The organism is Haloarchaeobius baliensis, assembly GCF_052060055.1.
GTDB classification, from domain to species: domain Archaea; phylum Halobacteriota; class Halobacteria; order Halobacteriales; family Natrialbaceae; genus Haloarchaeobius; species Haloarchaeobius baliensis.
The window spans coordinates 1,647,638-1,673,134 of sequence record NZ_JBPPFR010000001.1 but is presented as its reverse complement, the minus strand read 5'-3'; the positions used below and the strand labels follow the sequence as shown (position 1 = coordinate 1,673,134).

Annotated in this window: 25 protein-coding genes; 9 read left to right on the top strand and 16 right to left on the bottom strand. The window is 67.9% G+C overall.

The genetic code is table 11. The features are described from left to right. Window positions 1-2: 2 nt before the first annotated feature. From ACSG06_RS08450 to ACSG06_RS08435, 4 genes are read right to left on the bottom strand one after another with little or no spacing between them, the layout of a single operon-like run. Window positions 3-1,151 carry an ABC transporter ATP-binding protein gene (locus ACSG06_RS08450; RefSeq protein WP_440989824.1) on the bottom strand — a complete coding sequence of 383 codons (1,149 nt, stop codon included), beginning with the start codon at window positions 1,149-1,151 and terminating at the stop codon, window positions 3-5. A gap of 42 nt (window positions 1,152-1,193) precedes the next feature. Further along, window positions 1,194-2,081 (bottom strand): carbohydrate ABC transporter permease, encoded by an 888-nt coding sequence (locus tag ACSG06_RS08445; protein WP_440989823.1) that lies wholly within the window; start codon window positions 2,079-2,081, stop codon window positions 1,194-1,196. Further along, window positions 2,078-3,097 (bottom strand): carbohydrate ABC transporter permease, encoded by a 1,020-nt coding sequence (locus ACSG06_RS08440; protein ID WP_440989822.1) that lies wholly within the window; start codon window positions 3,095-3,097, stop codon window positions 2,078-2,080. Before ACSG06_RS08440 ends, ACSG06_RS08445 begins: the two co-directional genes overlap by 4 nt. A gap of 24 nt (window positions 3,098-3,121) precedes the next feature. Then, window positions 3,122-4,420, bottom strand: a complete 1,299-nt coding sequence (locus ACSG06_RS08435) for an ABC transporter substrate-binding protein (RefSeq protein ID WP_440989821.1) — start codon at window positions 4,418-4,420, stop codon at window positions 3,122-3,124. 218 nt (window positions 4,421-4,638) lie between these two features. Between ACSG06_RS08435 and ACSG06_RS08430 the strand changes: the two genes are divergently transcribed. Genes ACSG06_RS08430 through ACSG06_RS08415 form a run of 4 tightly spaced genes read left to right on the top strand, consistent with a single transcriptional unit; the run spans window position 4,639 to window position 7,451 of the window. Further along, window positions 4,639-5,052, top strand: a complete 414-nt coding sequence (locus tag ACSG06_RS08430) for a hypothetical protein (RefSeq protein ID WP_440989820.1) — start codon at window positions 4,639-4,641, stop codon at window positions 5,050-5,052. Window positions 5,053-5,054: 2 nt separating this feature from the next. Continuing rightward, window positions 5,055-5,735: a DUF7546 family protein gene (locus tag ACSG06_RS08425; RefSeq protein ID WP_440989819.1), complete on the top strand. Its 681-nt coding sequence runs from the start codon at window positions 5,055-5,057 to the stop codon at window positions 5,733-5,735. Then, window positions 5,722-7,095: a hypothetical protein gene (locus tag ACSG06_RS08420; protein WP_440989818.1), complete on the top strand. Its 1,374-nt coding sequence runs from the start codon at window positions 5,722-5,724 to the stop codon at window positions 7,093-7,095. Before ACSG06_RS08425 ends, ACSG06_RS08420 begins: the two co-directional genes overlap by 14 nt. Next, entirely contained in the window at window positions 7,092-7,451 is a 360-nt protein-coding gene (locus ACSG06_RS08415; RefSeq protein ID WP_440989817.1) for a DUF7410 domain-containing protein, read from the top strand. Before ACSG06_RS08420 ends, ACSG06_RS08415 begins: the two co-directional genes overlap by 4 nt. Window positions 7,452-7,482: 31 nt before the next feature. Here ACSG06_RS08415 and ACSG06_RS08410 read toward each other — a convergent pair whose 3' ends face one another. The 4 genes from ACSG06_RS08410 to coxB form a co-directional block, all read right to left on the bottom strand. Then, complete coding sequence (locus ACSG06_RS08410; RefSeq protein WP_440989816.1) at window positions 7,483-8,010, bottom strand: GNAT family N-acetyltransferase; 528 nt, start codon at window positions 8,008-8,010, stop codon at window positions 7,483-7,485. 86 nt (window positions 8,011-8,096) lie between these two features. After that, window positions 8,097-8,366, bottom strand: coding sequence for a cytochrome C oxidase subunit IV family protein (locus tag ACSG06_RS08405; RefSeq protein WP_440989815.1), 270 nt, complete (start codon window positions 8,364-8,366; stop codon window positions 8,097-8,099). Between the two features lie 5 nt (window positions 8,367-8,371). Beyond that, window positions 8,372-10,978, bottom strand: a complete 2,607-nt coding sequence (locus tag ACSG06_RS08400) for a cbb3-type cytochrome c oxidase subunit I (RefSeq protein ID WP_440989814.1) — start codon at window positions 10,976-10,978, stop codon at window positions 8,372-8,374. After that, on the bottom strand, window positions 10,975-11,832 hold the full coding sequence (gene coxB / locus ACSG06_RS08395; RefSeq protein WP_440989813.1) for a cytochrome c oxidase subunit II: 858 nt from the start codon (window positions 11,830-11,832) through the stop codon (window positions 10,975-10,977). The genes ACSG06_RS08400 and coxB overlap by 4 nt, the downstream gene beginning before the upstream one ends. A gap of 205 nt (window positions 11,833-12,037) precedes the next feature. On the opposite strand from coxB, the gene ACSG06_RS08390 reads away from it, so the two are divergent. Then, window positions 12,038-13,015, top strand: coding sequence for a transcription initiation factor IIB (locus ACSG06_RS08390; RefSeq protein WP_440989812.1), 978 nt, complete (start codon window positions 12,038-12,040; stop codon window positions 13,013-13,015). Here the strand turns inward: ACSG06_RS08390 and ACSG06_RS08385 are convergent. The 4 genes from ACSG06_RS08385 to ACSG06_RS08370 form a co-directional block, all read right to left on the bottom strand. Beyond that, window positions 13,012-13,476, bottom strand: coding sequence for a DUF7522 family protein (locus ACSG06_RS08385; RefSeq protein ID WP_440989811.1), 465 nt, complete (start codon window positions 13,474-13,476; stop codon window positions 13,012-13,014). The two genes, ACSG06_RS08390 and ACSG06_RS08385, sit on opposite strands and share 4 nt — an antisense overlap. A 55-nt stretch (window positions 13,477-13,531) precedes the next feature. Continuing rightward, complete coding sequence (locus ACSG06_RS08380) at window positions 13,532-15,133, bottom strand: hydroxymethylglutaryl-CoA lyase-like TIM-barrel protein (RefSeq protein WP_440989810.1); 1,602 nt, start codon at window positions 15,131-15,133, stop codon at window positions 13,532-13,534. Between the two features lie 92 nt (window positions 15,134-15,225). Beyond that, window positions 15,226-15,588: a DUF192 domain-containing protein gene (locus ACSG06_RS08375; RefSeq protein WP_440989809.1), complete on the bottom strand. Its 363-nt coding sequence runs from the start codon at window positions 15,586-15,588 to the stop codon at window positions 15,226-15,228. 61 nt (window positions 15,589-15,649) lie between these two features. Continuing rightward, window positions 15,650-15,946 (bottom strand): NifU family protein, encoded by a 297-nt coding sequence (locus tag ACSG06_RS08370; protein ID WP_440989808.1) that lies wholly within the window; start codon window positions 15,944-15,946, stop codon window positions 15,650-15,652. A 118-nt stretch (window positions 15,947-16,064) separates the two neighbouring features. Between ACSG06_RS08370 and ACSG06_RS08365 the strand changes: the two genes are divergently transcribed. After that, window positions 16,065-17,711, top strand: a complete 1,647-nt coding sequence (locus ACSG06_RS08365) for a hydroxysqualene dehydroxylase (RefSeq protein ID WP_440989807.1) — start codon at window positions 16,065-16,067, stop codon at window positions 17,709-17,711. Between the two features lie 6 nt (window positions 17,712-17,717). Here the strand turns inward: ACSG06_RS08365 and ACSG06_RS08360 are convergent, their stop codons facing one another. Next, window positions 17,718-18,185 (bottom strand): hypothetical protein, encoded by a 468-nt coding sequence (locus tag ACSG06_RS08360; RefSeq protein WP_440989806.1) that lies wholly within the window; start codon window positions 18,183-18,185, stop codon window positions 17,718-17,720. A 645-nt stretch (window positions 18,186-18,830) separates the two neighbouring features. Here ACSG06_RS08360 and ACSG06_RS08355 point away from each other — a divergent pair. From ACSG06_RS08355 to ACSG06_RS08345, 3 genes are all read left to right on the top strand, one after another. Then, the gene (locus ACSG06_RS08355; protein WP_440989805.1) at window positions 18,831-19,370 is read left to right on the top strand and encodes a DUF8114 family protein; all 540 of its coding nucleotides are present in this window, start codon (window positions 18,831-18,833) and stop codon (window positions 19,368-19,370) included. Then, a complete protein-coding gene (locus ACSG06_RS08350; RefSeq protein ID WP_440989804.1) occupies window positions 19,367-20,125 on the top strand; it encodes an RNA methyltransferase in 759 nt (252 codons plus the stop codon). Before ACSG06_RS08355 ends, ACSG06_RS08350 begins: the two co-directional genes overlap by 4 nt. 169 nt (window positions 20,126-20,294) lie before the next feature. Further along, complete coding sequence (locus ACSG06_RS08345; protein ID WP_440989803.1) at window positions 20,295-21,167, top strand: phosphatase PAP2 family protein; 873 nt, start codon at window positions 20,295-20,297, stop codon at window positions 21,165-21,167. Between the two features lie 21 nt (window positions 21,168-21,188). Here the strand turns inward: ACSG06_RS08345 and gatE are convergent, their stop codons facing one another. The 3 genes from gatE to ACSG06_RS08330 all read right to left on the bottom strand — a co-directional run bounded on the left by gatE (window position 21,189) and on the right by ACSG06_RS08330 (window position 25,435). Continuing rightward, window positions 21,189-23,057 carry a Glu-tRNA(Gln) amidotransferase subunit GatE gene (gatE, locus tag ACSG06_RS08340; RefSeq protein ID WP_440989802.1) on the bottom strand — a complete coding sequence of 623 codons (1,869 nt, stop codon included), beginning with the start codon at window positions 23,055-23,057 and terminating at the stop codon, window positions 21,189-21,191. 480 nt (window positions 23,058-23,537) lie between these two features. Continuing rightward, on the bottom strand, window positions 23,538-23,771 hold the full coding sequence (locus ACSG06_RS08335) for an HVO_2901 family zinc finger protein (protein ID WP_440989801.1): 234 nt from the start codon (window positions 23,769-23,771) through the stop codon (window positions 23,538-23,540). 257 nt (window positions 23,772-24,028) lie between these two features. Next, on the bottom strand, window positions 24,029-25,435 hold the full coding sequence (locus ACSG06_RS08330) for a class II fumarate hydratase (RefSeq protein WP_440989800.1): 1,407 nt from the start codon (window positions 25,433-25,435) through the stop codon (window positions 24,029-24,031). Window positions 25,436-25,497: the final 62 nt, after the last annotated feature.

Below are 25,497 nucleotides of genomic sequence, written 5' to 3'. Positions count from 1 at the left end.
GCTCAGACCGGTTTGCCGAGCGTCTCGGCGTCTTCCAGCGAACGGTTCTTCACCGCCTGTCCGGTGTCCGCGTCGAACAGGTGGATGGCGTCCTCCGGGATGTGGGCGACGATGGGCTGGCCGGCCTCGATGCGGTTCATCCCACCGGTGGTGGCGATGAACGTCTCGGGCTCGGCCGTGTCCGGGTCGAACGTCAGGTAGAGGTTGTTCTCGTCGCCGGTCGGCTCGACGACGTCCACGACGGTCTCGAAGTCGTGTGGCTCGGTCGCCTCGCTCCTGAGTTCGATGTCCTCCGGCCGGATGCCGAGGGTCAACTCGGTGCGGTCGCCGAGCGCGGAGAGCGTCTCGTTCGACACCGGGTAGGCGAAGTCGTCGGCGAGCAACCGGTCGCCCTGTACCTCGACGTCGAAGAAGTTCATCGACGGCTCGCCGATGAAGTCCGCGACGAAGCGGTTCGCGGGCTCGTGGTAGCACTCCAGCGGGGTACCGACCTGCTGGAGCACGCCGTCGTCGAGCACCGCGATGCGGTCGCCCATCGTCATCGCCTCGGTCTGGTCGTGCGTGACGTAGATGGTCGTCACCCCGAGGTCGTCCTGGAGCCGCTGCAGCTCGGTGCGCATCTTCGAGCGCAGCTTGGCGTCGAGGTTCGACAGCGGCTCGTCCATCAGGAACACCTCCGGGTCGCGCACGATGGCGCGTCCGAGGGCGACACGCTGCTGCTGCCCGCCGGAGAGCTCGCCGGGCTTCCGGTCGAGCAGCTCGCCGATGCCCATCATCTCCGCGGCCTCGGTGACCGTCTCCGCGATCTCGTCGTCGGGCATGTCGGTCGACTCCTCCAGCCCGAAGCTCATGTTCTGCTTGACGGTCATGTGCGGGTAGAGCGCGTACGACTGGAACACCATCGCGGTGTTCCGGTCGGCGGGTTTGCGCCCGTTGATGCGCTCGCCGGCGAGGCGAAGCTGCCCGGCGGTGATGGATTCCAGGCCCGCGATCATCCGCAGGGTCGTCGACTTGCCACAGCCCGAGGGCCCCACGAGGACGAGGAACTCGCCGTCGGCGACCGTCACGTCGACGCCGTCGACGGCGACGATCTCGTTCCCGTCGTCCTCGACGAACACCTTGGTGAGGTCGTCGAGTTCGAGTTCAGCCATGCGTGTACCTCCGTCGTCCGTGTGTGTAATGGTTGCTCATGGTCATGCGGTCACTCCCTTCGCGAACTGTTCGCCGAAGAAGATGTACACCAGCAGCGTCGGCAGCGCCGTGACGAACGCGGCCGCCATCTGCAGCGGGAAGTTGGTCACCGACTGCGACTGGCCGATCCCGATGAGGCTCTGGGTGATCACCGACGCGTCACCCGGGCCGACGATGATGAGCGCGAACAGCAGGTCGTTCCAGATCTGGGTGAACTGGTAGATGAGCGTCACCGCGAACATCGGGACCGACAGCGGCAGGATGATGCGCCGGTAGATGCGACGGATGCTCGCGCCGTCCAGCCGTGCCGCCTCGACCATCTCGTCGGAGACCGACTTGTAGTACGACCGGAACAGCAGCGTACAGATCGGGATGCCGTACGCGATGTGGGTTATCGTCAGCGCCAGCAACCCGGCGTAGTCCGTTCCGAGCCCGGTCAGGTACCAGATCGGCTCCAGCCAGATGTGCAGCGGGACCCACTGCGACCAGAACCGCTTGAGCGGGACGAGGACGGCCTGGTACGGCACGAAGATGCCGGCCACGAACAGCACGTAGACGCCGACCTGTCCGCGCCAGTCGACGTTCGTCAGCCCGTAGGCCGCCATGCTCCCGAACAGTGCCGAGAAGACGGTCGCGGGGACCGCCATGAGGACGCTGTTGAACAGGCCACCGGACAGCTGGTCGATCGCCGCGGACCACTGTGAGAGCGTGAAACCGTCGATAGCGGGCAGGAACGGCGCCGTCTGGCCGTACGCCCGGATCGACTTGAACGAGGTGACGATACCTGCCTCCAGCGGGAGGAGGTAGAACACCACGAGCCCAACCAGCACCACGTAGAGCCCGATACGATTCAGCGACAGGCCGTCGTCCTCGAGTCTGGAACCGGTCATAGTGCACCCCGTCTGTACTCGGTGTAGAGGTACGGCAGCACGATCGAGAACGCGAGCGCGAACAGGACGACCGCGACGGCCGACCCGTAGGCGATCCGGCTGGCGTCCCCGAACGCGACACGGACCATGTACGTGGGGAGGATGTCCGTCCCGACCGCCGGCGTGTCGTTCCCGTACAGCGCACGGAGGAAGTCGAACGCCTTGAGGCCGAACACCATCAGGACGACCGACGCGCTCACGGTCGCGGTCCGTAGCTGCGGGATGATGACCCGCCAGTACATCTTGACGAGGCTCGCGCCGTCGACGCGAGCGGCCTCGAAGTGCTCGTCCGGTATCGCGCGCAACCCGGCGAGGTAGACGACCATCGCGTAGCCGCTGAACTGCCAGATGAGCGCGAACGTCACCGCCGCGAGCTGGACGTTCGGGTCGGGGTTCCTGATGAAGTTGACCGGCCCGATGCCGACCACGCCGAGTGCACGGTTCACGAACCCGCCGTTCGAGCTGTACATCCAGAGCCACATCTTCGCCGTCACGACGAACGAGAGGCTCATCGGCAGCAGGTAGATCGTCCGGAACGTGTTCTCGAAGCGGATGTCACGGTCGACAAGGATGGCGACGACCAGGCCGAACGCGAGACAGACCAGCGTGAACGCGACCAGCAGGACGATCGTGTTCACGAACGCGTTCGTGAACGAGTACGAGCCGGTCTCCTGGAGCATCTGTCGGTAGTTCTCCAGGTCGAAGCTGCCGTACTGCGGGTCGCCGAGACCCTCGTAGTCGGTCAGCGAGATGATGACGTTCCAGACGATGGCACCGTAGACGAACAGCCCGACGAGCAGGAACGAGGGGAGCCAGAACGGGGCGGACTCGACCGCGTCGCTGTCGAGGTAGCGCCCGAATCCCGTCCGTGTCTCTCCCGATGTCGCGTCCGATGTTGTCCCGCCATCCGTGCGGAGTTGCTGCTCGGACCGGATACTGCCGATTCTTTGCCGCAACCACGAGCGTACTGAGTCCATGGAATCGTTGTTGGCGGGGTGGACTTACTGGACCGCCGAGACGACCTCGTCGGCAGCGGAGTCCACGTTGTAGCTGCCGATGAAGGCGCTGATGGCCTCGACGAGGTCGGTGCGCTGCTCGGGTGCGAGCGCGAGACCGTGCTGCATCGACGGCGGCTGGTGGTCGACGTTGCCGAAGTCCTCGATCTGGTCCTGCTGGAACTGCGGGAACTCCGAGGGGTCCACGTCGCCCCGCGGCGGGATGGAGCCCTTCGCACGGTTGAACCGGACCTGGGCGTCCTTCGTGCCGCAGTACCGGAGGAACTGCTTCGTCGCCTCCGGCGTCGGGTTGTTCGCCGCGTACGGGAACGAGTCCATGTTCAGCTGGTAGCTGTGGTCGCTGCCGGGGAACGGCACGTAGCTCCAGTCCTCGCCGTAGGCGAAGTCGTCGGGGTACGCGCCCGCCGCCCAGTCACCCTGGTGGATGAACGCGGCGTCGCCGTTGATGACCATGTTGTTCGCGTCGGTGAACTCGAGGGTCGAGGACTCGCTCGGGTAGTACTCGCTGAGCTGGGAGACGATGTCGAGGGCGGAGGCGACCGCCTCGCGGTCGGGGCTGCCCTCGTAGTAGTTCTGGTACGCACCGTGTCCGGAGTCGGCGAGGAGCACCGTCGCCCAGAGCTGGACCGTCGACCACGCGCTCTTGGTCTGCTGGGCGAACGGCACCGCCTCTGTCTCGGACGCGATGGTCTCGCAGGCGGAGACCACGTCGGCCGGCGAGGAGAGGCTGGTCGGGTCGACACCCGCCTCCTCGACGACGCTCTTGTTGTAGAACAGGTTGTTGATACGGTGGATGTTGATGGGGACCGACACGAAGTGGTCGGTCGTCCCCTTGGCCTGCTGCTTCGGGCCCTCGCGGTACGCCGACTCCATGTCGTTCTCGCTCCAGACGGAGTCCGTGATGTCGTCGAGGGCGTCCGACTCCACGTAGGGAGTGAGCGCCGCGCCCGGCCAGTTCTGCCACGTGCTCGGCGGGTCGTCGTTGCGGATGCGCTCGTTGACGACGCTCCCGAGGTTCTGCGTGGCTGCGCCGGAGATGCCCTCGCTGGCCAGCTCCACGTCGGGGTGCTGCTCCTGGAAGCCCTCGAACAGGGCCTCGATTGCTGCCGCGCCGTCGCCGCTGCTCCACGCGTGGAGGAGCTCGAGCGGCTTCGGGCCGCTGCCGCCACCACTCAGGCCGCTCAGACAGCCCGAGAGGCCGGCCATGCCGGCCGCACCGGCTGCACCGGTTGTCTTGAGTACGCTACGCCGCGAAACGCCGGAGTCCGAATCGTGTCCTGTCATGCCACCACGTGTCTCTGTGTGAGACGTACCCATTCTTTACGCAAGGTCCTACTTAATAGTTCCCCAAATTAATTCGTTTCCGAGTAAGAGACTTGGTCCCATGGGCCAGTGGCAGTTCCGCACCGCCGATGCCGGCCCGAGTGGACGCCCGTTGCCGGTCACACACTGCTCGGGACGGCAACGTTAAATGCGATGCCTGATTACTGTGACCACATACCATGTCATACCTCGTCGGGGTCTCTGCAGTGATGGCGGTGTTCCTCGTCGGCGTCGTCGCCTTTCTGGCGAGCCGGGCCTGGAAGGGCTACGCACCCGAGAGCAGCACGGACGGCTCGCTCCTCCGCTCGCTGACGGGTAACCAGCTCGTCTGGGTCCTCTCGTTCCTGCTCGTCGTCGTCGCGGTCGCGGCGAGCGTCGTCGTCTTCGTCTCGGGCACCGCCGGACAGCAGGCCATCGTGAGCGCCGTCCTCGTGGGCGTCGGCGCGCTGTTGCTCGTCGGCTACGTGGGGTACGGCACGTTCACGTCCAGCCGCGCACGCGGACACACGAGCGCCGTGGCGGCGATGCTGAGTGCCTGGGCGCTCGGCGCCCTGTTGCTCTTCGCCATCACGGCCAGCCTGCTCCTCGCCTGACGATGGCCGCGAACACGGCGACCGGTGACCCCGAGGCGCTCCCGAACGAACGCACGCTCTGGCTCCTCCTCCTGGTGGCCGTCGAACTGCTCGTGCTCGCGGTCTACTTCCTCGCGACCGGGGAGCGGGTGCTCGACCTGCGGTACGTCGTCTACCCGTTCGTCTGGATCAACGTCGCCGCCTACGCGGTGGTCCACACCGCACCGGTCGCCGGTTCGCGCCGGACGAAGGCGCTCGCCGGCCTCGTCGCCGTCGGCTACCTCGCGCTGCTCGCCTGGCTCGTCGGCATCGTCGGCCTGCACGACGTGGGCGCCGAGGCGACCGGTCTCTCCGTCCGTCTGGCCTCGCCCGGCTGGGGGCCCATCGTCGCCTACGTCGCCCCCTTCGGCCACGTGACGCTCGTCCCGTTCCGGGTGCTCGGCTACCTCGCGCTCTCCTACCTCGTGTACGCGACCGTCGTCGAGGCCGCCAGCTCCTCGGTCGGGGGACTCGTCGGGCTGTTCTCCTGTGTGAGCTGTGCACTGCCCGTCGTCTCCTCCGTCGGTGCCAGCCTGACCGGCAGCACGACCGCCGCCCTCGGGACGGTGTACGCCTTCTCGCTCGACGCCTCGACGCTCGTCTTCGTCGTCGCCGTCGCGTTGCTCTACTGGCGCCCCGGGGTGAGCCTGCGTGCGTCGGGCTGACGCCGGACGGGCACTCCTCGCCGTGGTCGCGGCGAGTCTGCTCGCCGAGCCGGTGCTCGCACACTCGGGCTCGCTCGCGGGCTCGCTCACCTCGACGTCGGTGCCGTTCTGGCTCGTCGCCGTCTCCGGCGGCGGGCTCGTCGGCGCGTCGTTCCTGTTCACGAGCTTCGCGACCGACCACGAGTTCATCGCCTGGCTCAACGCGCGACGGCTCGGGCTCCCGTCGGCGGCGTCGCTGTCCCGGGCACTCGGCCGCGTCGCCGGGGTGGTGAGCGTCGCCGCACTGCTCTTGCTGCTCGCGGTCGCGTTCCTCGCCCCGGCGGACCCGAGACGGAACCTCGCCATCGTCGGCGTCTGGGCGGTCTGGTGGGCCGGCTACACCGCGTCGGTGTACCTGCTCGGGAACAGCTGGCCCGCGCTCAACCCGTGGCGTGCCATCACTGGCGTCCTCCCACGCATCGGCGAGCGCGTGCTTCCCACGTGGGCTCGCGGCTGGCCGGCGACGGCCGGGCTGCTCGGGATGGTCCTGCTGGAGGTCGTCACGCCCGTGGCCTCCGACCCCGTGATCCTCGCGACCGTCGTCCTCGCATACACCGTCGTCACCCTCGTCGGCGCGACCGTCTTCGGGGACGACTGGTACGAGTCCGTCGACCCCATCTCGCGGGTGTTCGACGTCTACGGTCGCCTCGCCCCGCTCCAGCGGACCGAGGACGGGGTCACGGTCGAACTGCCGGGGTCGCGACTCGTCCACGATGCGGACACCGCGACCCGGGCCGACGTGCGGTTCGTCGTCGCGCTCGTCTGGGCCACCTCGTTCGACGGGCTGGTGTCGACGCCCGTGTTCGCCGGCACTGTCCGGTGGTTCGCGGAGCTCGGCGTCCCGGCGCTCGCGGTGTACGTCGTCGGCATCGTCGCGGGCTACGCGCTGTTCCTTGGCGTCTACCGCCTCGCGGCACTCGTCGGCCGCCGGACGGCCGGGAGCTACGTCACCGCGAGCTCGGTGGAACGCCGCTTCGTCGCCTCGCTGGTGCCCATCGCGGCGGGCTACCACCTCGCGCACTTCCTCGGCTACTTCCTCACGTTCCTCCCGACCGTCGAGGTGCTCGTGCTGGACCCGTTCACGCCGCCCGCCACCGTGCCGTTCGCCGTCCTCCCCGGCTGGTTCGGGGCGCTCGGCCTCGCGTTCGTCGTCCTCGGGCATCTGCTCGCCATCTGGGTCGCTCACTCCATCGCCTTCGAGACGTTCACCGGGCGACTGCAGCCGATCCGCAGCCAGTACCCGTTCGCCCTCGCGATGGTGTTCTACACGATGACCAGCATGTGGCTGCTCGGCCAGCCCTACGTCACCCCACCAGTATGACCACCACACAGGACCACTCGACCGACGGCACCGCCGCGCCCGGCGACCGGGAGCCTCCATCGACCGACGGCGACCCGGGAACCGACAGCCCGCCCACGTTTCACGTCCCCGACGGCGAGGAGCCGGCGGCGGTCTGCGAGCGCTGCGGGCAGCCGTTCCCGACCCAGGACCACCACGACCTCCACCTGGGCGAGGTCCACGCCGACGAGCTGGACGACACCGAGCGCGAGCGGTACGAGGAAGCCGTCGAGGCCGAGACGGACGAGCTGTTCGTCTACCACCTGAAGGTCATCGCGGGACTCGCGAGCCTCTATGCGGTCCTCGTCCTCGTCTACATGGTGGTGTTGAGCCTCTGAGCGGTGGACGGCGGGCCGGAACACCGGTCCGTCAGGCGAGTGTCTTCGCCATCTCGACGACGGTCCCCTCGACGCCCGTGCCCTCGTGGTCCGAGAACTCGTGACCCCGTTCGCGGACCCGTTCGTAGCCGTGGGCCTCGTAGAACGGCACCGCGTTCGTCGAGGCGGTGAGCCCGAGTCGGTCGAACCCCTCCTCGCGGGCCTGCCGTTCGAGGTCCACGAGGAGTGCCGTGCCGACCCCATTCTCAGCCACGTCCGGGTGGACGTAGACTGCGGTCACCTCGGCGTCAACGTCGGCTCCGTAATCCTCGGGCTCGCGACGGACGAGCGTTCCGAAGCCGACGATCGACTGGTCGTCGACGACAGCCGACTCGGCCTCCGCGACGGTGAAGTAGCACGCCTCGTCCGTGACCGCCGCGTAGTCGGCCGACTCGACGCCGGCCGCCCACGCCTCGACCTGCTCGTCGTCGTACGTCTCCGTCCCGAGGTCGCGGATAGACGCCTCGTGGACGCGCCTGATCGCCTCGACGTCGTCCCCGGTGGCGACGCGGACCTGCATGGGTGCACCGTGGGTCGCCGGTCACGTCGTGTTTGCGGTCCTGCAGCCGTCGCTGTGGGACTGGAACGCGAAAACGAGAGCCGACCTTACAGGATGGAGTACGACGCGGCGACGGTCAGCGCCACCGCACCCAGCAGGCCGAGCAGCATCAGGGTCGTCACCGACCGGGGCTCCCAGCGCAGGTGCTGGTACCAGCCCGCGACGACGACGGCCTTCACGGCGGAGAGGACCATGATGGCCCAGAACGCCAGCCAGTACGATTCCTCCAGGTAGCCGGCCTGCTCGACGACGACCTGGACGGTCGCCAGCACGAACAGGACGACGTATATCACGGTGTAGAGTTTTGCTCTTGACATGGGTATCACACGATGTAGAACAGCGGGAACAGGAACAGCCACACGATGTCGACGAAGTGCCAGTACAGGCCGAAGTACTCGATGGGCTTGTCGTCGCCCATGTACGCTCCACCCCACGCTCTGAAGATCATGTAGCCGGCGATGACGAGGCCGACGATGACGTGCAGGGCGTGCAGTCCGGTCGTGACGTAGAACGTCGTCGACGCGATGTTCGTCGCGGGGTCCCAGCCGGCCGGGAACGCGTCGGTGTGGATGTGGAACAGGTGCTGCCACTCGATCCCCTTGTTGACGAGGAAGCCCACGCCGAGGCCGACCGTCGCCAGCAGCGAGCCGACCACGCCCAGACGGTTCTCGCGCTCGGCGAACTCCATCGCGATGACGACGGCGAAGGAGCTCGTCAACAGCAGGTAGGTGTTGATGAGCCCGGGCAGCACGACGTGCTCGGCCGGGATGAGGTGGTGCCAGTCCGTCCAGCCGTACGCCACCCGGGAGAACACGTACGCGCCGATGAACGCGCCGAACAGGATGACGTCCGAGGCCAGGAAGATCCACAGCCCCAGCTTCGTGTTCTCGACGCTGGTGAACGGCCAGCTCTCGCCGAACGGACCCGCCGGGCCGTGGAACCGCTCGCGGGTCATGGCGACGAGGCTGCCGAACGCGACGATCCCGCCGACGACCGCCGTCCCGATGTACAGCCCACCCATCGTCCCGTCGGGGAAGTAGCCGCGCTGGAGCCCGGAGAGTCCGAGCAGGAGCAGGAAGCCGCCGAGACCGAGGACGAACGGCCAGATGCTCGCGTGGCTCTCGCCGCCCTCGTGGTCGGTCTCGCTCACCTCGGTACCGGGGAGCGCGGCGGCCTTGCCGTGGACCGCGCCGCCGTCGGTCTGTGCGGAGCCGCCGTCGTCGAACTCCAGCCGGCCGCTCGCGTAGGTGGGCACGCCGGGGAAGTTCTCGAGCGGCGGTGGCGAGGGCACCGTCCACTCTGCCGTGGAGGCGAAGTCCCACGGCTGTCCGTCGACCTCGTCGCCGACGAAGGCGCTCTTGAACAGGTTGTAGAACATCACCAGGAACGACGAGCCGAGCAGGAACGCACCGACCGTCGAGAGCTGGTGCCAGCCGGTGAGCCCGGGCGCGTACTCGAACACCCGCCGGGGCGTCTCCCACGCGATGAACATCGGGAAGTAGAGCAGGTTGAAGCCGACGAAGTACATCCCGAAGTGGACCTTCCCGAGGGTCTCGTCGTACATCCTGCCGGTCATCTTCGGGAACCAGTAGTAGAGGCCCCCGACCAGCCCCGTGACGCCGCCGACCATGACGTAGTGGAAGTGCGCGACGACCCAGTACGTGCCCCGGAGCGTGTAGTCGAGCACGACAGCGCCGAGGAACACGCCGGTGATGCCGCCGAGGATGAACAGCACCAGCGCACCGAACCCGAAGAGGAACGGCGTCTTGTAGCGTATCTTCCCCTTCAGCATGGTGTAGATCAGCGCGAACACCATCAGGTCGAACGGCAACGAGATGCCGATGGTCGTCGCCATGAACAGCGTCTTTATCTCGAGGTTGATGCTCGTCAGGAACATGTGGTGCATCCAGACGACGAAGCTCTGGATGGCCACGAGCAGCATCGCGCCGATGAACCACTTCCGGCCGACGATGCGCCGACCGCAGAACGTCTGGAAGATCTCCGCCATCGCACCGAGGGCGGGGAAGAAGACGATGTACACCTCGGGGTGGCCGAAGAACCAGAAGAGGTGCGCCCACAGCATCGCCCCACCGGGACTGCTCTCGGCGAAGTAGCCCGTCCCGATGAGCCGGTCGGAGCTGAGCAGCATCAGCGCGGCCAGCAGCGCGGCGAACGCGAACAGCATCATCCACACCGTCAACAGGATGCTCCAGGTGAAGATGGGCATCCGGCGGAGGGTCATCCCCTCCGCGCGCATCCGGTGCATCGTCGTCAGGAAGTTGACGGAGCCGACCGTCGCCGAGGCGACGAACAGTATCAACGCCAGTACCGTCGTCGTGCCGCCGATCTCGGGCGTGTAGACCGGCATGTTCAGCGGCGCGTACATCGTCCACCCGCCGTTGAACGTGCTGCCCTGGAAGAAGGAGATGCCCATGAGGATGCCCGAGAAGAGGTAGAGCCAGTACGAGAGCGCGTTCAGTCGCGGGAACGCGAGGTCCTTCGCACCGATCTGCAGCGGCACGACGTAGTTCGCGAAGCCGAAGGCCAGCGGCGAGAGGAACCAGAACACCATGATGAGCCCGTGCGCGGAGACGGCCTGGTTGTAGGAGCCGGCCGACAGGACGTCGGCGCCGGGGGCCCACAGCTCGACACGCATCAGCAGTGCCAGCAGTCCACCGAAGATGAGGAAGAACAGCGCCGTCACGGTGTACAGCAGCCCGATGTCCTTGTGGTTCGTCGTGACGAACCAGCGGCGGATGGAGTGCGTCGGCGGGAGGCCGTGCTCGTGGTCGTCCTGGTGGGTGTCCGGAACGCCGCCCGTCGGGAACCCGTCGTCCTCGACGAGTCCGCCGTCGCTGGCCGTGCCCCCGTCGCTCACTGGTTCGTCCCCGGTACCGTCGGTCGTCGTGTCGTGTTCGTCTTCGGTCATGCCCTGAGAACAACCTCCGTGGCTGCGTGGCGGGCGGCGAGCGTCGTCGTCGGACCGCCGTCAGTCGCCGTGACGACCGTCGGTGCGGTCCCCCCATCGCCCGTCGGCGCCGGTGCGACGCTCGCGTTGCCGCCGTCGCTCGTGTTCGTGCTGTTCATCGGCTCCTCGAACATCCGCTCGTACTCGTCGGCGTCGATGACCTCCACCGTCCCGGTCATGTAGGAGTGGCCGGCGCCACAGAGCTCGTAGCACTTGATGGTGTAGCTGCCGTCCTCGACCGGCCCGAACCACGTGGTCGTGGTCTGGCCGGGGATCGCGTCGGTCTTGGTCTTGAACGCCGGGATGCCGAAGTTGTGCATCACGTCCGACGATGTCACCACGATGCGGACGCGCTCACCCTCCGGCACGTACATCGTCCCCTCGGTCGTGTTGCCGTTCGGGTACTCGAAGTTCCAGCCGAACTGGTAGCCGGTGACGTCCACGGTCGTGCCGTCCTCCATCTCGGGCTCCGCGGGCTGTGCGGCGCCGGCCTCGACGTACAGCAGTGCCCAGTACGTCCAGAGGATGAGCGAGATGACGATGACGGCGCTGAGTGTGAACGAGAGCAGCAGCTTCCGCCCGTGGCCGCCACCCTCCGGGAGCTCGCCGAGCGTGGGTCGCTCGATGTCGTCCTCGGCGGGAGCGGTGCCGTCGTCACGGTACTTGTACGCATTGTACAGCATGTACCCGATTACGACGACACCGACCACGGTGCCGAGGATCAGGAACACCTCGAAGATGCTGCCGAACAGCTCGGCCCGGCTCCCGTCGGGCTCCAGCTGTCCCGCGACCTGTAGCGGTTGTCCACCTGGCATCGGATGTGCGAGTCTCCGATGCGCGAGTATTTATTTATTGGGGAGTGTTACCAAGGGGTTTGGTGTGTGGCAGCAGGTGGCTGTCTGTCGAAAAGAAGCCCCTTCCCCATACTTAATAACCGGCGAAAAATTTATAAATACCTGCGGGTTACGTCCGGTTAGCAAGGACTCGACGCGGTGTCGAGCCGCTTGCCCTCCACCCACGATGACAGAAACCCGTACCCGAACGAGCGCCCGCGAGACCGACGTTTGCGAGCGCGACGTCTCCGAACAGGCGCACACGACAGAGCGGTGTCCGGAGTGTGACGGCCGTCTCGCAGACGACGGACGCGGCGAGACCGTCTGTACGGACTGCGGACTCGTCGTCGAGACCGAGTCCGTCGACCGCGGCCCCGAGTGGCGCGCCTTCGACGCGGCCGAGAAGGACGAGAAGTCCCGTGTCGGTGCCCCGACCACGAAGATGATGCACGACAAGGGGCTGTCGACGAACATCGGCTGGCAGAACAAGGACGCCTACGGGCGCCAGCTCAGCTCGAGACAGCGCCAGAAGATGCAGCGGCTGCGCACCTGGGACGAGCGGTTCCGCACCCGGGACTCCCGCGAGAGGAACCTCAAGCAGGCACTCGGGGAGATCGACCGGATGGCAAGCGCGCTGGGGCTCCCGGAGGACATCCGGGAGACCGCGTCGGTCATCTACCGTCGGGCGCTCGGCGAGGACCTGCTGCCTGGGCGCTCCATCGAGGGTGTCGCCACCGCCGCGGTGTACGCCGCGGCACGGCAGGGCGGGGTCCCGCGGAGCCTCGACGAGGTCGCAGGCGTCAGCCGCGTCGACGACATGGAGTTCAAGCGCACCTACCGGTACATCGTCCGCGAGCTCGGCCTCGAGGTCGAGCCCGCCGACCCCGAGAGCTACGTCCCCCGGTTCGCGAGCGACCTCGAGCTCAGCGACGAGGGCGAGATGACCGCCCGCGAGCTCCTCCGGGACGCCAAGGAGGCGGGCATCCACTCCGGCAAGTCACCGGTCGGCCTCGCCGCCGCCGCGGTGTACGCCGCCTCGCTGCTGACAAACGAGCGGGTCACGCAGAGCGAGGTCAGCGAGGTGGCGGACGTGAGCGAGGTTACCATCCGGAACCGATACAAGGAGCTGCTCGAGGTCGCTGACGCGGGCGGCGCACGACCCTAGTCGCGGGTCGCGACCCGCACCTCGCAGTCCTCGACGATGCGCGGGACCAGCGTCGCCACCTTCTCGCCCGCGTTGAGGTTCGTCGAGACCGCGACCCCCGTGCCGTCGCTGAGCGGAACGCGCAGGAGCAGTCCGTCGTCGAAGCCCTTGACGACGAAGTTGAACCTGCCGAGCTGGAGCAGTTCCTCCTGGAACGCATCCCCCATGCGTCCGTCGAGACAGAGGTCCGCGGCGAGCGCGTCGAGGTCCGACGGCTCGTACTGCTCGCGGAACGTCTCGTGGAAGTAGTGGATCTCCAGCACGTCCGCGTTGTACGCCGCGACCATCGTCAGGTCGCGACCGAGTTCGTCACGCAGCCGTTCGACGATGCCGTCGGTCCGCTCGACGATACGCTTGCCCGTGGGCGTCTCGTCGACGAACTGGGCCCTCGCCGGTGACTGCGTCGGGCTGTCGTAGGTCATCCCAACGGCCGGAACAATGATACTGGTGGTTAAAAAACCGGGCAGTTTCGCCTCGTCAGTCCGTCGTGGGGGCGAGACGCGGCGTTGCGTCGGCGAGCAATCGGTCGAGGGCGTCGACCATCGCCGCGACGCTGGCGCGGGTGATGTCGGCGTCGCTGTGGGCGACGGTCACCTCGTCGTCGTCACGGGCCATCGTCACCTCGACGGTGACGAGGGCGTCCGTCCCGCCGGTGATGGCGTCGACGTGGTAGGCGGTGAGGTGGACGTCCGTCGCACCGCCGACGGCCTTCCTGACCGCGGAGACCGCGGCGTCGACCGGGCCGGAGCCGGTGCCGCTTGCGACGCGCTCGACGGTCCCATCGGACTCTGCTGCCTCGGCGACCTCGGCGTCCGTGACGTCCTCGGGGCCGAGCACCGACGGGTCCACGGCCAGTCTGACACTCGCCGTCGGTGTCGCGCTCCCGGCGGTCGCCGTCACCTCGACGAGTTCGACGCGGCGGTCGCGCTCGCGGCCGGTCACGTCCTCCGTGACTGCCAGCAGGTCCGCGTCGGTCACGCGGCGGCCCCGCTCGGCGAGGTCCTTCACGCGCTCGACGACGGTGCCGAGTTCGTCCTCGGTCACGTCGACACCGTGCTCGGCGAGCGCGGCGCGGACGCCCGCACGGCCAGCGTGCTTGCCGAGGACGAGCCGACGCTCGCGGCCGACCGCCTCGGGCGGGTACGGCTCGTACATCCGGTCGTCCTTCAGCGTGCCGTCGGTGTGGATGCCGGACTCGTGGGCGAACGCGTTCGCGCCCGTGACGGCCTTGTTCGGCGCGGGCCGCATCCCGGTCGTCCGGGCGACCACCGAGCCGAGTTCGTAGAGCGTCGTCGTGTCGAGCGTCTCGACGCCGTAGACGTGCGAGAGCGCCATGACGACCTCCTCCAGCGCGACGTTGCCGGCACGTTCGCCGACCCCGTTGACGGTCGCGTGGACGAGGTCGGCCCCCGCCTCGACGGCTGCCAGCGCGTTCGTCACGCCGAGTCCGAGGTCATCGTGCGTGTGCGCGCTCACGGGGCCGAGTTCGGCCAGTCGCGCGACGGCCTTGGCGGTCTGCTCCGGGCCCGCGTGGCCGACCGTGTCGGCGAAGCAGAACCGCTCCGCACCGGCGTCCAGCGAGACTTCGGCGAGCTCCGCGAGGTAGTCGAGGTCCGCACGCGAGCCGTCCTCGCCGATGACCTCGACCCAGAGCCCGTGGTCTTTCGCGTACTCGACGAGTTCGACCGTCGAGTCGAGCACCTCCTCGCGTGTCGAGCCGACCTTCCGCTCGACGTGGCGGTCGCTCGACGGAACCACGAGGTTCACGCCGTCGACGTCACAGCCGAGCGCGCTGTCGATGTCGGCCTGCAGGCCCCGGGCGAAGCTCGTCACCGTCGCGTCGAGCCCGAGGTCGGTCACGCGGCTGATGGCCGCGCGCTCGCCCTCGCCCGTGCAGGCCGAGCCCGCCTCCACGACGGAGACGCCGGAGCGCTCCAGCGCCTCCGCTATCTCCACTTTCTCGGCCGGGGTCAACGAGACGCCGGGTGCCTGTTCGCCGTCGCGAAGCGTCGTGTCCAGAAAGCTGACGTCAGCGTTCGAGAGTGTGTGTTCGGGGGAGCCCCCGAATAAATCGGTCACCGGTCATATGCCACTCGGTGAGTCGCCACACACGGTAATCAACGGCTCCGTCGGACAGACCGAACTGTCGGACCCGCAAAAACTGCCGCCGCTCACTCCTCGACGTGGACGATATCGCCCAGTGACACGTCGTCGGCCGCCCCCGCAGGCAGTTCGACGATGGTGTCGGCGGTCGCCCGGCCGATGCCGACCCAGGGCCGCAGCCGCTTCTTGTGGACCACCTCGTCGTCCACCAGCCAGAGCGCGTCGATGGCGAATGGGACGAACACCATGTGCAGGTCGTGGGTCGACGGCCTGTCGAAGCGGAAGACCAGCGCGTAGTCCTCTGGGATCGACCGCCGGAACATCAGCCCACGGGCCCGGGAGAGGAACGAGTCCGCGAACTCGACGGTCGACGCGAGCGTTCGGGAGGTCAGCTCGTCGTCGCCCCTCGGCTCGTAGTGGACCAGTTGCACGAGGAGAGGCTTCGTCCGCCCTCGATTTATGTCTGCGGGTCGATTCCGTCGCCGAGTCCGGTCAGAACGGCACGTCCGAGAGGTCCTCCGTCGTCGGCCGGGACTCCTCGCCCATGCCCGTCTCGACGGTGACGTCGGTGAGTTCGGGGATCTCGGCGGGCAGCCGGGCCCGCAGGGCCTCGGTCGTCAGACTGGAGATGCCACAGCCGTCGCAGGCACCGGAGAGCAGCAGGTGGACCTCCCCGGTGTCGGCGTCGAGACTCGCGATGTCCCAGCTCCCACCGTGCATCTCGATCTGCGGGAAGTTCCGCTCGAGGAACGCCCCGATCCGGTCCCGTAGCTCCGCCTCGTCGGTCATAGCTGTCCAGAGGGACGCGAGAAGTATAGACGTTGGCATACGACAGCGTGCGACCGTGCGAACGGTTTTTGTGCTGTGTTCCCTAGCGGGGGTGAACACCCGGCCTCCAAGACAGACAATGACACGAACGGTAGCGATACTGGGCGGCGGCATCGGCGGCCTGAGCGCAGCGCACGAGCTCGCGGAACGCGGGTTCGACGTGACGGTGTACGAGCGCAACGAGCGCTTCGGGGGGAAGGCCCGGAGCTTCCCCGGCCCGGCGGACGGCGGGTCCGCCCTCCCCGCGGAGCACGGCTTCCGGTTCTTCCCGGGGTTCTACCGGCACGTCACCGACACCATGTCCCGGATCCCGGTCGAGGACGGCACCGTCGCCGACCGGCTGACGACCACGGACGAGCTGTTGCAGGCGGTGACGGACGGTGACCACCGGCTGATGCGCGTCGGCGCGCCGCGGTCGGTGCGGGAGTGGCGCGAGCGTATCCAGAACGTGTTCGGCTCGGAGGTGCCCCGCGACGAGGCGGCGTTCTTCGCGAACCGGCTGCTGACGCTGCTGTCGAGCTCCGAGCGTCGCTGGCGCGAGGAGTACGAGGAGCGCTCCTGGTGGGAGTTCATCCGCGCCGAGGAGATGTCCCACGCGTACCAGACGTACCTCGGGTACGGCATCACGCAGTCGCTCGTCGCGATGCGCCCGCAGGTGTCCTCGACGCGGACCATCGGCCGCATCTACCTCCAGATGCTCCGGGGCCTGTTCGACCCGGACCTCCCCGCCGACCGGCTCCTCGACGGCCCGACGAACGAGGCCTGGATCGACCCGTGGACCGACCACCTGCGCCGCCGCGGCGTCGAACTCGTCACGAACGCGGCCGTCACCGCAGTCGAGTCGGATGGCGAGCACGTCACCGGGGCGCGCATCCGCTACGACGACCCCGACGGCGACGAGGAACGCATCGAGGCGGACCACTACGTCCTCGCGATGCCCGCCCCGACCGTCGCCGGGCTGCTCACGCCCGAGCTGGAGCGGGCCGCCCCCTCCCTCTCGGGCGTCCGGGAGCTCGACCACGGCTGGATGAACGGCGTGCAGTTCTACCTCCGGGAGGACGTCGCCCCCGTGCGCGGCCACGGCGTCTTCTACGACTCGCCGTGGGCCCTGACCGCCGTGAGCCAGCGCCAGTTCTGGGAGCGCTACGACTTCGACGCCTTCGACGAGACCGAGGGCGTCCTGTCGGTCATCATCTCCGAGTGGGATGAGCCCGGCATCGTCTACGGCAAGCCCGCCCGCGAGTGCACCCGAGAGGAGATCGTCGAGGAGACGTGGGAACAGCTCCGCGCACACCTCGGCACCGACCTGCTGAACGAGGACAACCTCGTCGCCAGCCAGCTCGACCCCGCCGTCGGCTTCGACGAGGCGACCGGCACCGTCACCAACGACGCCGAGCTCCTCATCAACACCGTCGGGAGCCTGCAGCACCGCCCCGACGCCGCGACCGAAGCGCCGAACCTCTACCTCGCAGCCGACTTCGTCCGCACCGAGACCGACCTGGCGAGCATGGAGTGCGCCAACGAGGCCGCCCGGCGGGCCGTCAACGCACTGCTCGACGATATCGGCCACCCCGCCCGCCGGTGCGAGCTCTGGCCGTTCGAGTGGCCCGCCGTCTTCGAGCCGCTGCGCCGACAGGACGACATCGGTCAGCGCCTCGGGCTGACCCACCCCGGTGAGGGTGCGTCGTCGCTCTGGTCGGCGTACCGGGACGTGGTGCGGCCCTGAAACGGGTCACGCGACGACCTCGCCGCCGTGCTCTCGTGGGTCGTCGGTGGTGTTCTGTGGATGATTGAGGCGGATTGCCGTCGTCTCGTTGACGAAGTAGTTCGCAGCCAGTCCGCCGTCCGCAACCCACACGCTCCCGTCGGTGCAGCCCTGATAGGTCACGCCACCGGTGACGTGGATGATGAACCCGTCAGGGGTCCGGTTCACGACGGAGGTGTCGCTGGTAACGCCGAGCCCGAACTCGGCCGAACGGATGCTATCGTTCCACGCCAGGGCCTCAGCGTGACTCTCGGCGAACGCCATGGCTGTCTCACGGGTGATGTTCGAGGGGTGGTCGGGGACCGGTCGGTGTTCGTACTCGACCGTCGTCCAACACGGAGAGTCGGTTGCCGTCGTCGTCTCCGGAGCTGGTGTCGACGACGAACAACCTGCGAGGACGAGGCAGAGACACAGCAGGACTGTTCTGTGTCGCATGCCCGAGGTATCGGAGGATACAGGCAAGTGTCTTCGGGGCCCTCGACCGACAGTAGTTGATGGACAATGTAGAACTTCGGCCCGCGTAGGATTCCCGGACTGTGGCGTCGTCGTTGTCCGACCAGCCGGGTGGCGCGCGGCTGGCGAGCGTGCCGAACGAAGTGAGGCCGCGAGCCATCCGCGCGAGGGATGAGCACCGGAGGGAGCGCTAGCGACTGAGGAGCGCAAGAGGCTGGGGAGGTGTGAGGTGCGGTGCGGGGTGGGACTGAAAGGGGCGAGCGTCTCGACGAACCCCGACGCAGCAAGCACCGGAACGGAGTGAGGAGCACAGCAAGTCGCGGGAGTCGAGACGCTCGGGGCTTTCTGGCTGTTCGCGGTTCCAGAGAGTTCCACGACAGAGGGGGATTTCCGACCGTTCGCGGTTCCAGAGGGTTCCACGACAGAGGGGGCTTTCCGACCGTTCGCGGTCCCAGAGGGTTCCACGACAGAGGGGGCTTTCTGGCTGTCGTCGTGTCCAGCGTCTCCAGGAACAGGCAGGGTGTTTTGGGCTGCCGTACCGCGCTGTCCGCTTGCGCACCGGCCATCAGGTCGACGGCACGTCTCTGATACGCGTCGCTTTTACCCACAGACCCGATACCGTCGGGTATGAGCGAGAAGATCAGCATCGGCCTCCGGGGGTGGCGCTTCGACGAGGACGAGGTGTTCACCGAGGACGACGAGGTGCGTCCGTTCGACGAGATGAGCGACGATACGCGCCGGCGGCTCGTCCGGCTCACCGTCATCTTCGGTGGGCCCTGCGACGCCTGCTGGCTGATTCACGGCGACGAGAACATCGAGCAGTGCAACGAGGCGGCCGCGGTGTACGGCGAGCCGCTGAACGAGGCGGTGCTCTGCGACGAGCACGAGCTGGACTTCCTGTACTGGTTCCGCGAGGAGGGTGGCGTGGAGTACGCCGAGACGGAGGCGTTCGAGGACGCGTTCCACGAGTGGTTCCTGGACGGCGGGCGCGCACCGGAGGGGTACGCCGGCATGGAGCACGTGGACACGGACCCGCGTGACCTCCCGAAGCCCAACCTCCCGGACCCGGAGGAGTTCGCCGACCAGCAGGAGACCGAGGAGGAGAAGCGCATCGACCTCCGGAACATGGAGTTCGACCGGGACTACCCGACCGGCGGCGACACATGAGCGTCCCGGCGGTCGCGGTGGTCGACGCGAAGACGCCGGGGAACGTCGGCACCATCGCCCGGGCGATGAAGAACTTCGGGCTGTCGGAGCTGCTGCTGGTCGACCCGCCCGAGGGCGTGCAGGAGAAGCACGGCGAGGCGTGGGGGTTCGCCGGGCGGGCACGCGAGGACGTGCTCGCGAACGCCCGCGAGGTGAGCTTCGACCACCTCGTCGAGAACTACTACACGGTCGGGCTGACGGCGACGACGAACGAGGACTGCCGGAAGCACGTCCGGTTCCCCTATTCGACGCCGGCGGAGCTCGCGGACGACCTCGCCGAGCTCGACGGCGACAGCTGCATCATCTTCGGGCGGGAGGCCAACGGGCTGCACAACCGCGAGCTGTCGAAGCTCGACGCGGTCTGCTCCATCCCGGCGAGCGACGAGTACCCCGTGCTCAACCTCGGGCAGGCCGCGACGGTGACGATGTACGAGCTGCGCGACCTGACCGTCGAGGACACCCAGCTCCCCGACCGGCAGCACGAGCGCGCCGACGAGGAACTCATCGAGCACCTCTACGAGAAGTTCGAGGACCTGCTCGACGGCATCGACCACAACGACGAGAAGCGCCACAAGACGGTGCGGATGGCCCGTCGCGTGTTCGGTCGCGCACACCTGACCGAGCGCGAGACGCGGACGATGATGGGAATCTTCCGCCGGGCGAGCGAGGAGCTCGAGCGCGGGCGGAATCTCAGGGGTCGCGACCGCGAGCAGTAGGTCGGCTGACGTATGTCAACCGTACCGGAAAGCCTTTGTTCGACGCGAAAGACTATTTAGCAATCGATAGGTCCCATGTCCCTCCAGAGCCGACAGCGACGGTTCCGACCCGTCGCACAGCCAGACGCACCGCCCGACGAGCGACCGCCGACATTCGACCCGTAAGACCATGGAACAGCTCCTGCCCGCCATCTCGTTCGGTACGCTGTTCACCCTCATCGTGGCGGTCCCCACGCTCGTCATCTTCGCTGTCGGGTTCGCGGTGTTCGTCCCCGGGACGTCACCGCGGGAGTTCGCGCTGGAACTCGTCCGGACCGACTGGAAGTACCTCGGCGTCGCCTGGGTCGTCACGCAAGGCGTGAACACGATGGCCGCGACCTTCCACTCCGGAGCGGCGTACACGTCGGTCATCTACGACCTCGAGGGGACGACGGTGCTCGCATTCCAGTCGTTCACGTGGGAGCCCCTGACGTACCTGCTGGCGTTCGTCTACCTCATCGGCTTCCCGTTCGTGACCCTGTTCACCTACTTCAAGCTGAAGGTCCACGACCGGGAACAGGCCCGGCGGTACTGTGCGGGCTACGCGATGCTCGTCCTGCTCGCACTGCCGTACTTCCTGGCGTTCCCCGTCGCGGTGACGTCGGAGTACCTGGGCCAGACCGCGAGCGGCGAGCCCGTCATGCGCGCGCTGCTGTACGACCTCCACCCCATCGTCAGCGAGGGCATCACCTCGACGGACACGCTCGTGAAGGCGTTCCCGAGCCTCCACACCGGCATCTCCGCGATGGCCGCCCTGTACGCCCGCGAGACCGACCGCCCCTACGCCTGGCTCGCCGGCATCCTCACGGTGCTCATCATGTTCTCGACGTTCTACCTCGGCGTGCACTGGCTGAGCGACGCCGCCTTCGCGCTGGTCCTGGTCGGCATCGCGTACTACATCTCCCAGCGGATGCCCGACCCGGCGGTGTACGAGGCCCGGATCGCGAAGCTGCTGCCCGTCGGTCGCGACGAGGCAGAGACGCACGGTCAGCGGGCCGACTGAGTCCGCCGCTGGAACCGCCGCTCAGGCCCGCTTCTGGATCTCCTCGCGGAGCGTCTCGCTGACGACGTCGCCGTCGGCCTTGCCCCGCAGCGCACCCATGCACTCGCCCATGAGCGCGGAGAACGCGCCCATGCCCTGTTCCTCGACCTGGTCGGCGTTGCGCTCGACGACCTCGACGACCGCCTCGCGGACCTCGCCCTCGTCGACGCCGCCGAGGTCCTCCTGCTCGACCGCCTGCTCGGCGGTGAGCTCGGGGTTCTCCGCGAGGGCGGTGAGCAGGTCCGGCAGACCCTCGTTGGGAACCTCGCCGTCGTCGACGAGGTGGAGCGCGTCGGTGAGGTGCTCGTCGGTCAGCTCGGCGACGGGGACGTCGTCACGGCGGAGCTCGGTCAGCGTCGACTCCAGCGTCCCCGCCGCGAGCGTCGCGTCCACGCCCTCGGCGACGACCGACTCGAACAGCGGCATGTGCGTGCCGTAGGCGACCTGCTCTGCGAGTCCCGCGTCGAGGTCGTACTCGGCCTGGTAGCGCTCGACCTTCTCGGTGAGGAGTTCGGGCTCCTCGACCTCGCTCGGGTCCAGTTCGACCGGCGGCACGTCCGTCTCGGGGTACATCCGCGCCGCGCCCGGCAGCGGCCGCAGGTAGCGCGTCGTGCCGTCCTCGTTCGCGCCGCGCGTCTCCTCCGGCACGCCGTCCATCGCCGTCGCCGCGCGTTCGGCGGCCGCCTCGACGGCGGGCTCCGCGACGTCCGCCGCCGCGGCGACCATCGCCACCGCGTCCCCCGCACCGGCGCCGACGGCCTCGCGCATCGCCGCGACCTCCTCCTCGGTGACCCCGTACGCCGGGAGCTCGTCCGTATGGAAGATGCCGCCCGCGCCGTGGCGCTTCGCGTGGTCGGACAGTTCGGTGCCGAGCCGACGGTCCGGCTGGATCTCCCTGCCCACCAGCCCGTCGAAGCCGAAGAGCGGGACCGCGTACACCGCCCCGCCGTCGTCCAGCGCACCGCGGACGACACCCGAGTCGGTGTCTTCGAACACGTCGGTCACGTCCTGCACTGCACCGACGCTCGCGTCGCGCTCGTGGAGTTCCTCCTTGATGTCGAGCAGCGCGACCTGCCGGCCGACCTCGTTCCGGACGATGTCGTCGATGTCGTCGAGGCTCTGGACGCCCTTCACCTCGACCCGCGCACCGTCGGCGATGGAGATGTTCACGTCCTGCCGGATGGTGCCCAGCCCGCGTTTGACGTGGCCCGTCGAGCGCAGCAGCATCCCGATGCGCTCGGCCGCATCCCGGGCCTGCTCCGGCGAGGAGATGTCCGGTCTCGTGCCGATCTCCACCAGCGGGATGCCGAGCCGGTCGAGGCTGTACGTGACGCCCTCGTCGGTCTCTTCGACGCGCTGGGCGCTCTCCTCCTCCAGCATCAGGTCCGCGACCCTGACCGGCCCCTCGTCCGTCTCGATCTCGCCGTCGGTCGCGACGAGCGTCGACCGCTGGAACCCCGACGTGTTCGAGCCGTCGACGACCAGCTTCCGCATCACGTGGGCCACGTCCACCGGCTCCATGTCGAGCAGCTGTGCGATCTCGAGGACGACCGTGCGCGCCTCCCGGTCCAGCCGGTGCGGCGGCTCGTCGTCCGCCTCCACGAGACAGGTCGTGTCGTAGCCGAGGTACGTGAACTCCCGTTCGACCTGGCTCTCCTCCAGCGCCGCCTCGTCGATCTCGCCCAGCTCGCTCTTCGTGGGGTGCAGATAGCGCGTGAACCGGTGCGTCGAGTCCTCGGCCTCGCGCAGTTCGGTCGGACAGGCACAGAACAGCTTCGTGTCGGTGTCGAGCTGCTGGTGTATCTCCAGCCCGGCCACCAATCCGAGCTCGTCGTAGTCGTGGTCGGTCATTGCGAGTTGGTCCGACCCGGAGGGGTAAAAAACCGTCCAGTCTCCCCCGATATTACGAGTGTACGTGGGCTTTGTTGACTGTCGTCCCCCGGGAACATCTCCATCGCACATCCATAACCAAGGGTACCCAACTGGAACAACAGCCAGAAAGCCCCGATTCTCTCGACTCGGGAGGCTCGCTGCGCTCCTCGTTCCTGCGGTGCCTGAGCGCTACGCGCTCAGACTAGCGAGAGCTCCGCTCTCGCGTCGCTTCCGTCGCCTGCCTACGCCGAGAGAATCGTCCCTTTCAGTCCCGCCCACCGCGACCGCACCGCACCTCGCGCCTCCCCAGCCTCTTCGCTCGGTCGCAGTGCTCCACGGCTCGCTTCGCTCGCACCGTCTCGCCAACCACTCGCCACCCGGTTGCTTGGCTATTATCGCCACCAGTCAGCGAATCCTCTCAGAAACAGGTGTCCACAGAACCGCCCGCCACCCACGCCGTTACTGCGTCGCCGCCTTGATGTCCTCGATCCGAACGATGTCTTCGCCGAGGCCCTCGCCGTCGCAGTCCTCGTCTGGACATCGGTAGTGCCAGCCGTCTCGTGTGGCTACGCGCTCCGAGAATCGTCCACCACAGGACTCACAGAACAGCTGCCCCTTCTCGCATTTGTCCCGGTGTAGCTCCAGGGCGAGCTCTGTGCTGAACGACTGATTGCAGTCTCTGCAGGTGTACATACTAGAATCCACTCCGGCATCCCCCATAACAACAGTGGATTGTTCGCCGTGACGCCGTCTAACGGTTACTGCTGGTAACTTCACGCTGTCGTGCGGTCCGTCTGACGCCCGTCGGACGGATGCTCGATGATAAAACTTTCTCCGCGGTGGACAGTCCGGGTCCTGCGGCGTCGCGGAGCGGGGTCCGGTCGGACGGTGCCGTCCCACGGTTCCGGGGCTCGTGGGGCGACACGAGAAACGCTCCGTTAGTCAGGCAGTCAGTCGTCGCCGAGGATGCCGGTGTGGGTCATCGCCTCGGGGTCGATGACCTCGGCGGCCTCTTCCTCGGAGAGGTAGCCCTTCTCGACGACGACCTCGCGGACGGTCTTCCCCTCCTTCAGCGCGGCCTTGGCGACCTCGCTGGCCTTGTCGTAGCCGATGTGCGGGTTGAGCGCGGTGGCGAGCGCCATCGACTGCTCGACCTGGGTCTCGCAGTGCTCCTCGTTCGCCTCCAGCTTCGCGACGAACTTCCGGGCGAACACCTCGCTGGCGTTCGTGACGAGCTCGGCGGACTGGAGGAAGTTGTACGCACAGACCGGCTTGTACAGGTTGAGGTCGAGCTGGCCCTCCGCGGCGCCGGCGGCGACGGCGGCGTCGTTGCCGACGACCTGCTTGTGGACCTGGTTGACCGCCTCGGCGACGACCGGGTTGACCTTCCCGGGCATGATGGACGAGCCGGGCTGGTTCTCGGGCTGCTCGATCTCGCCGAGCCCGTTGCGGGGGCCCGACGCCAGGAGGCGCAGGTCGTTGGCGATCTTGTTCAGGCTGCCCGCGACCGTGCGGAGCGCGCCGTGGGCCTCGCCCATCGCGTCGTGGGCGGCCTGTGCCTCGAAGTGGTCGTCGGCCTCGCGGAACTGCACGCCCGTCTCCTTCGTGATGTACTCCGCTGCGCGCGCCGGGAACTCGGGGTGCGTGTTCAGGCCGGTCCCGACCGCGGTGCCGCCGAGGGCGAGCTCGCCAAGGTGCTCGCGGACGTTGTCGACGCGGACGAGGCCCTTCTCCAGCTGGGTGGCGTAGCCGCCGAACTCCTGGCCGAGACGGACCGGCGTCGCGTCCTGCAGGTGGGTGCGACCGGTCTTGACGACGCCGTCGAACTCCTCCGCCTTCGCGCGCAGCGCCTCGCGGAGGATGTCGAGCGCCGGGATGACGTCCTTCTCGACGGCCTCCAGCGCGGCGACGTGCATCGCGGTGGGGATGACGTCGTTGCTCGACTGGCCGAAGTTCACGTGGTCGTTCGGGTGGATCTCGCGGGAGCCGATCTCGCCGCCGTAGAGCTCCGTCGCGCGGTTGGAGATGACCTCGTTGGCGTTCATGTTCGATGACGTGCCCGAGCCGGTCTGGAACACGTCGACGGGGAACTGGCCGTCGTGCTCGCCGGCGATGACCTCGTCGGCGGCCGCGACGATGCAGTCGGCCTTGTCCTCCGGGATCATCTCGAGGTCGCGGTTGGCCTGCGCGGCGGCCTTCTTCACGACGCCGAGGGCGCGCACGAACCGGCGGCCGAACGTCAGCCCCGAGATGGGGAAGTTCTCGACCGCGCGCTGGGTCTGTGCACCCCAGTAGGCGTCGGCCGGTACCTGCATCTCGCCGAGGCTGTCCCGTTCGGTGCGGTAGTCTTCGGACATGGTCTGACCGACGCGCGACGGGGCGTAAAACCCACCGAAACCGGCGCGGCTCGGCGGTCGAC